Raw genomic sequence first — 14,482 nt, 5'->3', positions numbered from 1 at the left:
TCTTGGCCAACACCGCCGCGAACTATCGTTCTCAAGTCTACTGAGAAAGGCTGATAGTTTGCCAGACGCCGACTACGAGAACAGACAGATCCCGGCCGCTGTATCTCGGGGGATGCGCGACCGGGGCCTGTGACCCTCGGCGGGTGGGACTCGATCGGCTCAGGGGGCGAAGAGCCGCGAGTTCGCCGCCTCGACTTCGGAATACTGCCGGGCAGCAGTGTGGAGCGCACCGTGGACGGAGTTGAGCGATTCCATGAGCTGCTTCTGCGCACGTTCCCACTGGTTGACCACGGCTTGGAAGTTCTGTGCCGCACTGCCGCGCCAGCATTCCTGGAGGGCGAGCAGATTGCGCATCATCGTGTCGGATTCGGACACGAGGTTGCGGGAGGTGTTCGCAGCGGCGGTGGCGGCGGACTGGACGCGTTCGGCGTCGACTTCGAAACTCATCATCACTCCTCTTGGTCAGGATCGCCCCGCCACGGTCGGGCGAGACGAGATCAGTGTCGACGGCAGGAGGCGAAGACCGGAAGGGCACGGAAAGAGGGTGTGGACAGCGTTCGGCTGCCCACACCCTCCAGGTGGCGCAGTCGCGGCAGTGTCCCCAGGCTCTGACGCATGAGTCGCTGACTCGGGAGTGCGCCGGCGCGGGAGTGCGCCGGCGCGTGAGTGCGCACTCGCGCGAGTCGTCGACGGGTCAGCCGCGCCCCTACTGCAGCACGAGCGTGACGTCGAGCTTCTGTTCCTTCCCTCCGCGGACAACGGTGACCTCGACCGGAGTGTTCACCGGCTGCGCGCGGACGAGGGCGCGCAGGGCGATGGCGTTGTTCACCTTGGTTCCGGCCACCTCGACGATGTCGTCTCCGTCCTTGAGTCCGGCCTTGTCCGCCGGGGATCCGCCGGCCACGGACTGCACCTTGGCGCTGCCGCGGCTGATGCCGCCGCTGTTGATGTGCCCGTCGGTGAGGGTGATGCCGAGGAACGGATGCTGGGCCTTGCCGGAGGAGATGAGCTGATCGGCGATCATCACGGCCTGGTTCGCGGGGATCGCGAACCCGATGCCGATCGATCCGGACTGTCCTCCCTCGCCCTGACTCAGCGATGCCGCGGCCGAGTTCACGCCGATGAACTCGCCATCGCCGTTGACCAGCGGTCCACCGGAGTTGCCGGGGTTGATCGCCGCATCCGTCTGGATGGCGTTCGTGATCGTCATCTCCTTCTCCTGCGAGGTCGCATCCTCGCCGATGTTCTCCGTCGACACCGGGCGGTCGAGCGCGGAGACGATGCCGGTGGTCACGGAGTCGGCCAGGCCGAGGGGGTTGCCCAGGGCCATCACCGGGTCGCCCACGCTCAGCTTCTTCGAATCGCCGATGACCAGCGGTTTCACACCGTCGGGCACCTGCTCGAGCTTGATGACGGCGATATCGGTCGAGGGATCACGGCCGACGATCTTCGCTTCCGTCGTCTCACCGTTCTTCATGGTCACGGCGATCTCGCCGTCGGGGGTGTCCGCCGGTGCGACGACGTGGTTGTTCGTGATGACGTGGCCCTGATCGTCGTACAACGCGCCCGAGCCGAGTCCCTGGACCTGACCGCCTGTGCCGACCTGGATCGACATCACACTGTCCGAGGTCTTCTCGGCGACCTGCGTCCAGTCCGGGGTCTCGATCGTCTCCTCGGCGACCTTGCGCGGCTCATCTTCCTGCAGCGATGAGAGCGCATAGTTCCCGCCGAACGCGAGAGCCCCACCGAGGAGGGCAGCTACCAGTCCGATCGCGATCGTCGCGCCCCAACCGGGTCCCTTCTTCTCTCGCCGAGGCGGCTGCTGAGCTCCGTACGGACCGAACCCGTCCGGTCCGTACGGCCCACCGGGTCCACCGGGTCCGACCGGCCCACCGGGTCCTGCCGGTCCTCCCGGTCCGGGCTGTGAACCGACGGCCGCGGATTCCGAAGAATAGGGACCCGGTGCGGGCACCGCGGAATAGGAGTTCGAACCGGTCGGCTGGCCCGGAGAGTTCTGCTGGCCGGGCCCGTTGTGCTGCCCCGGATACGACTGGGACCCACCGTGCTGCCCCGGATACGACTGGGACCCACCGTGCTGCCCCGGATACGACTGGGAGCCGCCGTCGTGGCCCGGATACGGTTGGGAGCCGCCGTCGTGGCCCGGGGACCCGCCCTGCTGAGGCTGACCGTACGGGGGTTGGTGTTGAGGCTGAGTCGGCTGGACATTCTGCCGATCCGGCTGCGACTGGTCGCCGAAATTGCCCTGGGCGCTGTGATGCCCGTGCTGGCCCGGCTGACCTGCCTGCTGTTGGCTGCCCGACTGATACGGAGCTGACTGCTGCCCGTTCGGTGGATACGGCGACGTCTGCTGGGGCTGACCCGTCTGCCCCGGCTGGCCCGGCCGGCCCGGCTGACCGGTTGGCTGGCCGGGCTGTTGCCCGCCGGCCTGCCCGGCCTGCTGCCTACCGGGCTGGTAGGGGGAGGACGGCTGGGAGGGGGAGCCTCCTCGGTGAGGGGAACCGTCCACAGGGTTCTGTGCCTGAGTCGGCGGCACATCCGGGCGCCGTTCGGGAGGTGCGACCGGTGGACTGACCCGGGCAGGGCCGTTGGACTGGGAGGGGAAGGTGCGCGGAACCTCGGCCCCGGACCCGCGGTAGCCCCCGGCCGACGGGCTGCGACGCCCCTCGGCGGCGGAACCGCTGTGCTGATTCGCCGACGGGCGCGGAGTCTGATCGTCCGATCGGGCGCTGCGGGACACCTCATTCGGATCCTGGGAGTCGTTGTTCTCGTTCATCGCTCATCCTTTCGCGTGTCCGCAGTGGTGTCGCCGTTGTCGGAGATGGGCAGGTCGATGCGGAACGTCGCACCGCCGCCCGGAGTTTCGTGGACGGAGATCGCACCATGGTGGTTCTCCACGATCGCCTTGACGATCGACAGCCCGAGCCCCGAACCGCCGGTGTCCCTGGTCCGGGACACATCGAGACGGTAGAAGCGCTCGAAGATGCGCGGAACCACCTCGGGGTCGATTCCGTCGCCATGATCCCTGACCTCGAAGCGGACCCGGCCGTTGGGGAATCCGCGCAGCGACTCATCGACCGTGATCGACCCGGCGGCGGTGACGTCGGGGACGATGTTGGCCGCCTCGGAGCCCTCGGCCTGATCCTTCGACTGCTGGTCGGGTTCCGGACCGGTCGGCAGGTCCGTCTGCGCAGTGCCCTGTGGGTCTGTCTGTTCCCCGGGCTGAGGTCCGGTCGGCGGGGTGGGCTGGGTGTCGGCTTGATCGTTTCCGGCAGAGTCGCCTCGGCGGAATATCCGGACTCCACCGGTGACGAACCCGCGCTCACGCAGTTTGTCCTTCGCGCCGTTCTTCCCACCGTTTCGACCGTTGTGACCGCGAGTGCCGCCCTCACGGATCTCGCCGGTGTCCGCAGAGTCCGGGTCGACCTGTTCGGGGAGGCCGACGACGCCGACGGCGAATTCGATTGCGGTGTGCTCGGGCGTATGGCGCACGGCATTGCCGGCGAGGTTGACGATGACCTGGCGGATCTTCGACTCGGAACCGCGGATCATCGGCACCGGCTGAGCATCCTCACCATCGAGTCCGATGAAGCTGATATCGCGGTCCGGCGCCTGTGCCGCGGCATCGGCGGCGGCATCGCGGACGACCTTGTGCAGGTCGATCGGACCGATCTCGGCGGCACGCTGCTCGTCGAGGCGGGCGAGGACGACGAGATCGTCGACGAGGACGCCCATGCGCTTGGCCTCGGACTCCATCCGCTCCATCGCGTTGGCGATGTCATCGGACTTCGTGATCGCACCCTGCCGGTACAGCTCCGCATATCCGCGGATCGTGACCAGGGGAGTACGCAGCTCGTGGGAGGCATCGGAGACGAACTGGCGGATGCGCTTCTCCGACCGGGTCTGCCCGTCGAAGGAGTCCTCGATGCGTCCGAGCATCGTATTCAGCGCCGCCGACAGACGCCCGAGCTCCGTGTTGCGCGGATAGCTGGGCACACGTTGGGACAGGTCGCCGGCGGCGATGCGGGATGCGGTCTTCTCGATATCGCGCAGCGGTCGGAACGTGTTGTTGATCGCCCAATAGCCGACTCCGGCGACCATCGCCAGGGCCAGCAGGCCGATGCCGATCATCGTGTTCCGTGCCCGTTCGTTGATGTTGTCGACCTCGCGGTCGAAGGGCACCGCGATGGACACGAGCACGTCGGTGTTCTTCACCTTCATCGCCCGCGCCCGCCACTGCGAACTCGTTCCGGCGACGGTGAAGGGCTCGCCGCCGCGGGAATAGACTTCCTTCTCATCGATCTTCGGCAGGATCGGATGGTTCTGCGGCTCCGGAGCGACGGGGTCGCGGATCGGATCCCCGTTCGTGTCGTAGAACTGCACATAGAACCCTCCCGGCAGCAGGCTCTTGAGCTGATCCCAGGAATTCGAATCGATCGTCGTCGACGACGGCGCCTCCTCGGCGTCATCGTCCCCGGACTGGAGTTCGGCCGGTTGGAACACATCTTGGTAGGCCTGCTTCGCCAGGGTCTCCGAGGCGCTGATGAGTCGCTCATCGGTGCGCTGGACGAGGCTGTCGCGCAGGTTCTCCAACACCCACGCGCTCGTCCCCGTGAGGACGAGCAGCATGAGCAGCATCATGATGGCCAGCAGCTTGGTGGTCAGAGACCATTCTTCCCAGAAGCCGGGACGGGAGGGACGGGATTCTATCGGCACGTATGTAATCTATCGCCCTTGCATGGACGACTACTTGGATTCCGGTGTGCGCAGCATGTAGCCGACCCCGCGCTTGGTCTGGATCATCGGCGTCCACTCCATCTCGACGGGGTGGCCGGCGGCATCCGTCTCCGGGGTGACGTCGATCTTGCGGCGCAGGTAGGAGATATAGGACTCGACGATTCCGGTGTCACCGCCGAAGTCGTACTCCCACACATGGTCGAGGATCTGCGACTTCGACAGGACGCGGTTCGTGTTGAGCATGAGGTAGCGCAGCAGCTTGAATTCGGTGGGGGAGAGGTCGATGAGGATGCCGGAGCGGCGGACCTCATGGGTGTCGTCGTCGAGTTCGAGGTCGCCCGCCACGATGACGGCGTTCTCTTCGTCCTCGAGATTGCGGGTGCGGCGGAGGACCGCGCGGATGCGGGCGACGACCTCTTCGAGGCTGAAGGGCTTCGTCACATAGTCGTCGCCGCCGACGGTCAGTCCCGTGATCTTGTCCGAGGTGTCATCACGGGCGGTGAGGAACACGACGGGGGCGTTCATGCCGATCTGCCGCAGACGGCGGGTGACGGTGAAGCCGTCCATGTCCGGGAGCATGACGTCGAGGACGAGGAGGTCGATGTCGGTCTGCTCGGCCAGACGCAGCGCCTCGGCGCCGTTGGCGGCGGAGACGACGTCGAAGCCGGCGAAGCGGAGACTGGTGGACAGGAGTTCGCGGATATTGGGCTCATCATCGACAACGAGCAGGGTGGCTTCGATGTCGATGTCGTTCTGTGCTGTAGTCATGAATCCAGTCTGAGACCCGTGTCTGGGAGTCAGCTGGAGAGTAGCTGAATGCGAATGTGATGTGCGCCACTGAAAAACTCTCAGGAAAGTCGTTTTGGACTCCGGATCGGGCTGTCGTTCTCAGGAACGGAAGCCCGATTTCAGTGAAAAATGTGGTCGCAACCAGTTTACGTTCAGAAACGATCGTCGGGGCGAGCGTGGGTAGGGCGGGTTCGGTCAGCGTGGGTGCGGCGGGCGAGGGGCGGGTGGCATCGGGAAGACGGTGCCCGACCGGGATGTCGGATTCTCTCGGATCTCACGCGGTGGGCGGAGGTCGAAGAGCTGCTGGGTGACGGCGAAGCGCTGAATCCGCTCGGGGCGGTGGCGGTCATAGATCACCTGACCGATAGTGCCTAGTAGTGACGGGTCCTGCTGGACGAGGTGACGGGCCCAGCGGTCCCGGCCCTTGTTGTCGACGAAGTGAACCACGGTCAGGCTCGGTGCTCTTGCCGAGGAGCCGGACCAGTAGTCGATAACGCTGCCTTCGGCCAAGGCTGCATTGGGGTAGGGAGGGCGGTCGAGAATCGGATACCGGGCGCTACGGAATGCGAGCAGGGAGACGGCGATGAGTCCGGCGCCGGTGGCAATGGACACGACCCACCAGGCAGTCGCGGCGTCGGTCGCGGCGGGGACGAAGCCGAGGCCGAGTCCGCCGCCGCACCCGAGTGCTGCCAGCTGATACCGGAAGAAGCGAGTGAGACCTCCGCCGGTGCGGATTCGACCGAGAGCGGCGCGCATGAGTGCGTGGCTGAAGATGACGGAGAAGATGGCCGTGATGGTGGCGAGGGCGAGGAAAAAGAGCTTCTCAGTCAGCTCTCCGCCGACGCCGGTGGGGAGGAAGACGAACAGCATGATGGCGAAGCCCGACGTCAGCGTGGCCGACATGGTGATGATGCCTGCAATGCCGGCGGCGAGCTTGCGTCCGGCTGTGATGCGCAAGGGCTGAAGTGAGATGGGCGGCTCCTCGGGTCAGTTGTGGGAGTCGGCGTCGGAGTGACGGGCGCGGAAGGCCGCGACGTGCGTGCGGGTGGCGCAGCTGCCGGTGTCGCAGAAGCGCTTCGAACGATTGCGGCTGAAGTCGGCCAGATAGGCGCGGCAGTGCTCGGCGGCGCAACGTCCGAGTCGGTCGAGGTCCCCGGAGCGGATGAGGTCGATGAGGACCAGGGCGACATCGGCGGCCACTCGGTCGGCCAGGCTGGCGTGAGTGCCGGTGGCGTGCAGGTGCCAGTCCCAGTGGTCGTGTTTGACCAGTTGCGGCACAGACCCCGAGTCACTCAGTGTGAGATTGATCTCATCGACGACGGCGATCGTGCCCGCTTCGAACTCGTCGGCGGTCTCGGCATCGATGCTCGCATCCAGGGCTGCGGCGAATCTGCGGCGCAGTTCGAGGGTCTCATCGACATCGCTTTTGGTGGCGGTCAAGGGGCCGGAGAAGTCGTGCCGGGCCGCGAACTCGCGGAGTTTCGCGGTCGTCGTCAGCTCGTCGCCGCCATCGGTGATGTCGCCGGAGGTGTTGAGGAGGTCGACGAGCATCGTGAGGTTCGCGCGAATGTCGTAGATGAAGGCCATGGTGAATACCATTCTGCCACAGCATGTAAGGACCAAAATGCACTTGACCCATTTCAGTTCCCAGGTCGATACTGAAATCGGACATCTCGCAGGGCATGCCGAGGCGCTGCTCGACCCGACGATGTGCAGACCCGGCAGAACGACGAATCGGTCACGCCGATGTCGACGTCGGGCCACCTCGGTGAGGGGATCTGTCCATCGTCGGGTCGCCTCGGCGAGGGAATGATCCGTCACCGCACCATCGACTCAACACCGCACCACCACCTCGGGGACGTCTGTCCTCGTGCGCCACTCACCGTTTCACCACATCAGGAGGTCAAGAATGAATCGCACCATCGTCGCAGGGTTCCTGCTCACTCTTGCCTCCGCATTCTTCTTCGCGGTGTCGGGGCCGATCGCGAAGACGATGTACCAGGTCGGGTGGACGCCGGGCGCGGTGGTGCTCATCCGCCTGGCCGGATCCGCGGTCCTGCTGCTCATCCCCACCCTCATTGCCCTGCGCGGACGCTGGGGCGAAGTGCTCACGCACTGGCGCACCGTTGTCACCTACGGCCTGGTCTCGATGGCCGGCGTTCAGGGGTTCTACTTCGTCGCCGTCGAACACCTCACCGTGGCCGTGGCGCTGCTGCTGGAGATGACTGCGCCGATGCTCATCGTCTTCTGGATCTGGGCGCGGACACGGACGCGGCCGGCGACGGTGACGTTCATCGGGGTCGTCGTCTCGATGATCGGGCTCCTGCTCGTGCTCAACCTGCGCGGATCGTCGATCAGCATTCTCGGCGTGGTCATGGCCATGGCCGCAGCGGTCTGCCTGGCCAGCTACTTCCTCGTCTCGGCGAAGGACACGATCACGATCCCTCCGGTCGCGCTGACCGGTCTGGGCATGGGCATCGGGGCGCTGGCGATGTCGGTCATCGTGCTCGTCGGGGTCATGCCGTGGAACGCTGTGACTGCGGACGTCGACTTCGGTGGGGTGCCGATGTCGTGGGTCGTGCCGATGGCGATGATCGTCGTCTTCACCGTCGGCGCGTACATCACCGGGATCCTCGGTCTGCGCTATGTCGGGGCGACGGTCGGATCGTTCGTCAACCTCGTTGAGGTCCCGTTCTCCGTCATCGTCGCCTGGCTGGTCCTCTTCGAGATGCCTGCCCCGATCCAGCTCTTTGGCGGAGTCTTCATCCTCGGCGGCGTCGGCTTCATCAAGTGGGGCGAATCCCGGCTGGCCCACCGCGTCGCCCGCCGCGAGGTCGTCGTCACCTCCGACGCAGACACCCTCATTACTACCTGACGGGGGCCCAGCAACCTCGCGCCAGGTTGCTGGGCCCCCGTCAGGTAGCAATTGAGGGGAGTCAGCGGACTTCGATGCTGTAGCTGTAGCCCTGTTCGGTGAGGAAGCGGCGGCGCTGAGCGGCGAAGTGCTCATCGACGGTGTCGGCGGCGACGACCGTGTAGAACGTGGCCGACCCCTGGTCTTCCTTCGGGCGCAGAATCCGCCCGAGGCGCTGGGCCTCCTCCTGCCGGGATCCGAAGGCTCCGGAGACCTGGATCGCCACCGAGGCGGCCGGCAGATCCACGGAGAAGTTCGCGACCTTCGAGACCACGAGCACGGGGATCTCCCCGGACCGGAACTCGCGGAAGAGCTCCTGGCGCACCGATTCAGGGGTCTGCCCGGTGAGCACGGGCGCACCGAGTTCGGCTCCGATCTCCTCGAGCTGATCGAGATACTGACCGATGACGAGGATCTGCGCATCCGGATGATCGGCGACGAGTTCGGACACGATCGGCAGCTTCGCATCCGACGTCGCCGCCAGCCGGTATCGGTCCTCTCCGTCGGCGCGGGCATACGCAGTTCGAGTTCCGCCGTCGAGGCGGACGCGGACTTCATGACAGGCCGCCGAGGCGATATACCCGAGCCGTTCGAGCTCCTTCCACGGCACTTCGTACTGCTTGGGTCCGATGAGGGAGAACACCTCGTCCTCGCGTCCGTCCTCGCGCACCAGAGTTGCGGTCAGGCCGAGGCGACGACGCGCCTGCAGGCTTGCGGTCAGCCGGAAGATCGGCGCCGGCAGGAGGTGCACCTCGTCGTAGATGACCAGGCCCCAGTCCTTGGCGTCGAGGAGTTCGAGGTGGAGGTACGAGCCCTTCCTCCGGGTGGTGAGCACCTGATAGGTGGCGATGGTGATCGGGCGGATCTCCTTCGTCGATCCCGAATATTCGCCGACCTCGTCTTCGGTCAGGGTGGTGCGGCGCAGGATCTCGTCCTTCCACTGCTTCGCCGAGACCGAGTTCGTCACGAGGATGAGCGTCGTCGTCTGCACCCGCGACATGGTGGCGACGCCGACGACCGTCTTCCCGGCCCCGCACGGCAGAACGACGACCCCGGACTCACCGGACAGCGACTGGTCGATCGCCTGCCTCTGATAGCCGCGCAGATGCCATTGACCGCCGTGAGCATCGTCGGACAGTGAAATCTCGTGGGCTTCGCCGTCGACATAGCCGGCGTGGTCGGACACCGGGTGCCCCAGCTGCAGCAGTGCGTGCTTGAGTTCGCCGCGCTCGGAGGGGTGGACGAGGACGGATTCGGCATCGATGCGTTTGCCGAACTTGCCGGCGAGGTCGGGCTGACCGACGAGCTCATCTAGCAGTCCCGTCTCCGTCGAGGTCAGGGTCAGTCCGTGGATCGGGTGGTCGATGAGGGTGAGCACACCGAACCGGTCCATGATGTCGACGATGTCGACGAGGAGCTCATGCGGGACCGGATACTTCGCGAATTCGAGGAGCACATCGACGACGGATTCGGCATCATGGCCGCTGGCGCGCGCGTTCCACAGTCCCAGCGGGGTGATCTCATAGGTGTGGATGTACTCCGGGGTCCGCGACAGCTGCGCGAACGGGGCGATCGCCACGGCCGCCTCGACGGCCTGCGGATGTCCCGATTCGAGCAGCACAGTCCGATCGGACTGCACGATCAACGGACCATTCATTCAATAATTCCCTTCCCGAAGTGTGATGACACCAGAGGACACAACACGTCCATCACCCCGATTGTTCCCGCTCCGAGCTACCTGACGGGGGCCCAGCAACCTGGCGCCAGGTTGCTGGGCCCCCGTCAGGTAGCAATTAGGGGGAGGGGGTGACGGAGACGATGCGGGCGACGGACAGGGACGCCTCGGCGCCGGTGGTCGTCACCACTCCGCGGACGCGGCCGGCGTTGAGGGTGGCCGGCAGCATCTCGATCGTCCGCTCCTTGCCGTGGGAATCCGCGATCCGAATGAGCACGCGCTGCTTCGTCTCCGCCGCTTCCCGCAGTCGGTCCATATGACCCAGAGGCTCATCCGTGCTCACCGGTGCGGCCGTTGCGGGTGCGGACCGCAGGATCCGAATATATTCGCCGAGGTGGCCGTCACTGACCCGGGGACGTCGCCTGACGCTGACCTCGGGTTCCGATTCGGTGATCACCCGGCGTTTGCGCACGGGGCCGGCCGCCGAATGCAGCAGAGCGTGATGATCGGAGGCCTCGAGCAGATGCATCGTCCGCTCCGGGCCCAGTTGGGCGATCGCCACGGTCGGGGCCAGACGTTCGAGTCCGGCGGGCATCATCGCCTGATCGGAGAGGATGACATCGAGGTCGACCGGATCGTCGACGATGAGCACCGACCGGGCACCGGCCACCCGCACCCTCCGCAGCTTCGAAGCCGTGTTCTGCACGAGGAACTCCAGCGTCGACGGCAGCTCTTCGGCACTGATCTCGGCGAGTTCGGCCAACGCCTCCTCCGGGGTGAGCCCGGCCTGCATCGTGTCCTCGATGGTCTCGGCGTCGATGCGATAGACGGTGCCCTGGCCGCGCGCCTCGACGACGGCGTACTTGCGCAGAATATTGTGGACCCGCGGTTCGATCGGGCCGGTGGCCACGGCGGTGAGATCGGACTGGATGAGCACCGTATCGACCTCGGCGCCGAGCCCCTCGGTGACCGCGGCGATGACGTCGCCGGGTACGGTCAGGGCCTCGACGGACACGCCCAGGGGCAGGATCGAGGGGTCCTGTACGGCGTGCTCGGCCATCGCCCGATCCAATCCGGCGGCCAGGCGGAGACCGAACCGGCTCGGTCCGAAATGATCCGGCTGCTGCAGCGGTGTCGTCGCCAGCCCCACGGTGACGCACGTGTGGAGAACGGCTTCGGTCATCGCGAACTCGTGAGCCGGCAGCAGCGGATGACGACGCAGCACCTCGGCATGGATCCACCCTGCCGACCGTGCCGTACCCAGGCCGATGTCGTGCAGGACCGAGAGCACGGCGAAACGCAGCAGCGGCATCGCCGGCACCGACAGCCCGTACCCCTTGAACAGGGACTTCTTCGGGGCGGCGAGCACGGTCAGCCGTTCGTTCTCGCTTGCGCCGGCCGCCAGCTGAGTGACATCGAGCAGGTCGCGCAGCCAGGCCCCGACCAGGCCCGCCCACAGGTCGGCACGATCACCGGCGAGGGCGGAATCGGCATCATCGGCCGCCGTCCACTGCGGGTCGAGCGCATCGTCGAGGACTCCGATGAGGTGGAGCGATTTCGCCGCCTGCAGCAGGGTGATCGTCTGCTCGAGACCCAGTTCGAGGGTGCGGGCGAGTCGGGAGACATCGCGTTTCGAGATGCCGCCGCTGGTCAGCCGGGAGATCGGGGAGGCAGCGAGCTCATCGACGAGCCCGCGCAGAGATGAGATGACTTCAGCCACGGCGGCCTGTTCGCTGTTGTGGATGAGCGGTTGGCCGATCGTGGCCGTGCTCGAATCGATCGACGACTCATCGATCTGCCACGGATGGGCCCGGGAGGATTCGGCTGCCGAGGTCGGCAGCAGGGTGATGGCCTCGGACTGGATCTTCCACACGCCCGCAACCGCAGACCCAGCAGACCCAGCAGACTCAGCAGATCCCGCCGACCCAGCACCGCCCCCGTCCCCACCGGCCGGCCATGCCAGGCCGAGGTCGCGCAATCGGGGCACGGCCGCCTCGGCGAGGGCAGGATCGATATGCGGAATGCTCGCGACCTCGACCTCCGGCGTCGTCCGGGCCGCCTTGGCCAAGGCGATGAAGACCTCGAGCGTGCCCGCGTCGAGGGCTTCGACGCCGCGGGAGACCCCTATGCGTGAGGACGCGGCCGCGGCCAGGGCCGCCATCGTCGGGGACTCGGGTTGGAGGAGGTCGCGTCGCGTCCGGACGAAGGACTCGAACTCGGCATCTGCACTGTGGGACAGCCACTGGCTGAAGGTCATGGACATCGCAGATCAGTCTATCGCGAGGGGTACAATGGAGGGGCAGATTACGGATCAGAGATCGGACGGAAGGACGCGCATTGTCAGCCACTCGAGTCGACACAGCCATCGTCGTCGCCGCGGTTGCCGCCGCAGCCATCGGGGCGCTCGGTCTCATCGGCGTCCTCGGTCAGGCCTGGATGGGACTGACCCCCAGTTCGCTGCTGACCTATCTGCCCATGATCCTCGTGCCCATCGCCGTCATCCTCGCCTGCGTGGCCATGATCCGAGCCGCCATCCGACGCAGACAGACCGGGGTGGGCCACCGCTGATACCACCGTTCATGCCGCTCACCTCGCAGGGTCGGGGACGGGCATGAACCCCGTCTGCACAGTGTGATCGAGGCGGTGCGAACCCCCACCGCGCCGAGGCGGCCGACCACCGGGTCGCGCATGTGCCCGTGATCTCCCGCCGCCGATCAGGCGCTCACCAGCACAGTGCTCACGGCCCCAGCGGGTGAGCGAGCCGGAGATCTCATCGCCGATACGATGCCCTCAGCCCCACGGACGGCACCGCCGGCCGACGGCCATCAGGGCACTCGATCACACTGACCTGCAAACTCACACTGACCTGCACACTGACCCACCATCCGACCAGCTTCCCGGCTGCGGAATCCGATTCCGCAGCCGACCGACACACAGCCCGCACCAGCGGGCACCGTATGATCAGCCCGCCACCGCGGGTACGACCAGACAGAAAGGACATCATGCCCACCGGACGCGTGAAATGGTTCGATGCCGAGAAGGGCTTCGGCTTCGTCATCGCCGAGGACGGCTCGCAGGCCTTCCTCCATTCCTCCGTGCTGCCCGAAGGGGTCGACGTCACCAAGGGCACCCGACTCGAATACGATGTCGTCGATTCCCGCCGCGGAGCGCAGGTGCTCAAGGCCCGCCCCCTGACCACTCCGGCCAAAGTTGCCAAGGCCCGCCGACGCCCGGCCGAGGACATGGCAGTTATGGTTGAAGATGTCATCAAAGTACTGGATGACCTCAACAACGGACTGCAGCACGGTCGTTACCCCGACCCCACCCATGGGAACAAGGTCGCCAGCCTGCTGCGGGCGATTGCCGACGATTTGGAGTCCTGATGTCATCACTGTTCAGTGATTGGCTGGCCCGGCAGACCGCCGCGCCCGTCGAGAACGACGCCGAACAGACCACCGAGGCGACCCCCGGCGCTGATGTGCCCGCCGCCGCGGTCGAGCCGACCGCCGCGGGAAGCGCGGTCGCCGCGGATTCCGCCACGACCGCCTCGGCGAAGGGGACGAAGACCGGGCGCGCACGGTCGGGCACGGACAAGGTCGTCCTCGACACCCAGCTGGCCGCGGCGATCGACATCGCCCGCACCGCCATCACCGAGGTGGCCGGCACTGCCGTCGTCGGCGAACACCTGGGCACGGTGGCCGAGGCGACCCGTCTGGTCACCCACTACTTCGTGTGCACCGACCCGACCTATCGCGGGTGGCGGTGGGTGGCCGTACTCGCCCGCGCACCGCGGGCGAAGAAGGTCACGGTCTGCGAAACCGCGCTGCTGCCCGGCCCCGACGCCCTCGTCGCCCCCGAATGGGTGCCGTGGGAAGAACGGCTCGAACCCGGCGATATGGGTCCGCGCGACACCCTGCCGAAGCTCGACCAGGATCCGAACCTGCAGCCGGGCTTCCAGCAGACCGAGGACAATTCCGCAGACAACGTCGACCAGATCGCGAACTTCGAATTCGGTCTCGGCCGTGAACGCGTGCTCTCCTCCGACGGGCTGAGTGCGGCGGCGAGCCGGTGGGCGGAATCCGACGCGGGCCCCGACAGCGAGTTCGCCTCACGCGCGGCCGGACACTGCGGCAGCTGCGGCTACCTCATGCCGATCGCCGGATCGCTGCGCCAGAAGTTCGGGGTCTGCGCCAATGCGTGGTCGCCGTTCGACGGGCGCGTGGTCGGACTCGAATCCGGGTGCGGGGCGCATTCGGAGACCGATGTGAGGCGGCCGAATAACGAGCCTGCCGAAGCCGTCGTCGACGACTACTCCGGCGAGCTCGAGTTCCAGGAGGGCTGAACCACTC

The 14,482-nt window shown here is 66.5% G+C and carries 12 protein-coding genes; 4 read left to right on the top strand and 8 right to left on the bottom strand.

The window, feature by feature from the left end:
* Positions 1–159: 159 nt before the first annotated feature.
* The 6 genes from CXR29_RS14350 to CXR29_RS14325 form a co-directional block, all read right to left on the bottom strand.
* Entirely contained in the window at positions 160–447 is a 288-nt protein-coding gene (locus CXR29_RS14350) for a WXG100 family type VII secretion target (protein WP_035321190.1), read from the bottom strand.
* 259 nt (positions 448–706) lie between these two features.
* A complete protein-coding gene (locus CXR29_RS14345) occupies positions 707–2,794 on the bottom strand; it encodes a trypsin-like peptidase domain-containing protein (protein ID WP_127364900.1) in 2,088 nt (695 codons plus the stop codon).
* Positions 2,791–4,734, bottom strand: a complete 1,944-nt coding sequence (locus tag CXR29_RS14340) for a HAMP domain-containing sensor histidine kinase (RefSeq protein ID WP_127364899.1) — start codon at positions 4,732–4,734, stop codon at positions 2,791–2,793. The genes CXR29_RS14345 and CXR29_RS14340 overlap by 4 nt, the downstream gene beginning before the upstream one ends.
* Before the next feature lie 30 nt (positions 4,735–4,764).
* Positions 4,765–5,523, bottom strand: coding sequence for a response regulator transcription factor (locus CXR29_RS14335; protein ID WP_025780466.1), 759 nt, complete (start codon positions 5,521–5,523; stop codon positions 4,765–4,767).
* A gap of 216 nt (positions 5,524–5,739) precedes the next feature.
* Positions 5,740–6,501: a hypothetical protein gene (locus CXR29_RS14330; RefSeq protein ID WP_127364898.1), complete on the bottom strand. Its 762-nt coding sequence runs from the start codon at positions 6,499–6,501 to the stop codon at positions 5,740–5,742.
* Between the two features lie 30 nt (positions 6,502–6,531).
* Entirely contained in the window at positions 6,532–7,143 is a 612-nt protein-coding gene (locus CXR29_RS14325) for a CGNR zinc finger domain-containing protein (protein ID WP_231488723.1), read from the bottom strand.
* Between the two features lie 310 nt (positions 7,144–7,453).
* Between CXR29_RS14325 and CXR29_RS14320 the strand changes: the two genes are divergently transcribed.
* On the top strand, positions 7,454–8,419 hold the full coding sequence (locus CXR29_RS14320; protein WP_101554605.1) for an EamA family transporter: 966 nt from the start codon (positions 7,454–7,456) through the stop codon (positions 8,417–8,419).
* Positions 8,420–8,480: 61 nt separating this feature from the next.
* Here the strand turns inward: CXR29_RS14320 and CXR29_RS14315 are convergent, their stop codons facing one another.
* Together CXR29_RS14315 and CXR29_RS14310 are read right to left on the bottom strand one after the other, a co-directional pair.
* On the bottom strand, positions 8,481–10,115 hold the full coding sequence (locus CXR29_RS14315; RefSeq protein WP_127364897.1) for a DNA repair helicase XPB: 1,635 nt from the start codon (positions 10,113–10,115) through the stop codon (positions 8,481–8,483).
* A gap of 136 nt (positions 10,116–10,251) precedes the next feature.
* The gene (locus CXR29_RS14310) at positions 10,252–12,396 is read right to left on the bottom strand and encodes a helicase-associated domain-containing protein (RefSeq protein ID WP_127364896.1); all 2,145 of its coding nucleotides are present in this window, start codon (positions 12,394–12,396) and stop codon (positions 10,252–10,254) included.
* A gap of 74 nt (positions 12,397–12,470) precedes the next feature.
* Between CXR29_RS14310 and CXR29_RS14305 the strand changes: the two genes are divergently transcribed.
* The 3 genes from CXR29_RS14305 (at position 12,471) to CXR29_RS14295 (ending at position 14,475) form a co-directional block, all read left to right on the top strand.
* On the top strand, positions 12,471–12,701 hold the full coding sequence (locus tag CXR29_RS14305; protein ID WP_025780328.1) for a hypothetical protein: 231 nt from the start codon (positions 12,471–12,473) through the stop codon (positions 12,699–12,701).
* Between the two features lie 434 nt (positions 12,702–13,135).
* Positions 13,136–13,516 (top strand): cold-shock protein, encoded by a 381-nt coding sequence (locus CXR29_RS14300; RefSeq protein WP_101594737.1) that lies wholly within the window; start codon positions 13,136–13,138, stop codon positions 13,514–13,516.
* On the top strand, positions 13,516–14,475 hold the full coding sequence (locus tag CXR29_RS14295; RefSeq protein WP_101594740.1) for a DUF3027 domain-containing protein: 960 nt from the start codon (positions 13,516–13,518) through the stop codon (positions 14,473–14,475). Before CXR29_RS14300 ends, CXR29_RS14295 begins: the two co-directional genes overlap by 1 nt.
* The last annotated feature ends 7 nt before the right edge of the window (positions 14,476–14,482 follow it).

The sequence above is a fragment of the Brevibacterium linens genome (genome assembly GCF_003999335.1).
In the GTDB taxonomy this organism is placed as follows: domain Bacteria; phylum Actinomycetota; class Actinomycetes; order Actinomycetales; family Brevibacteriaceae; genus Brevibacterium; species Brevibacterium linens.
Note: the sequence above shows the minus strand (reverse complement) of the source record. Positions and strands in the feature narration are given on the sequence as shown.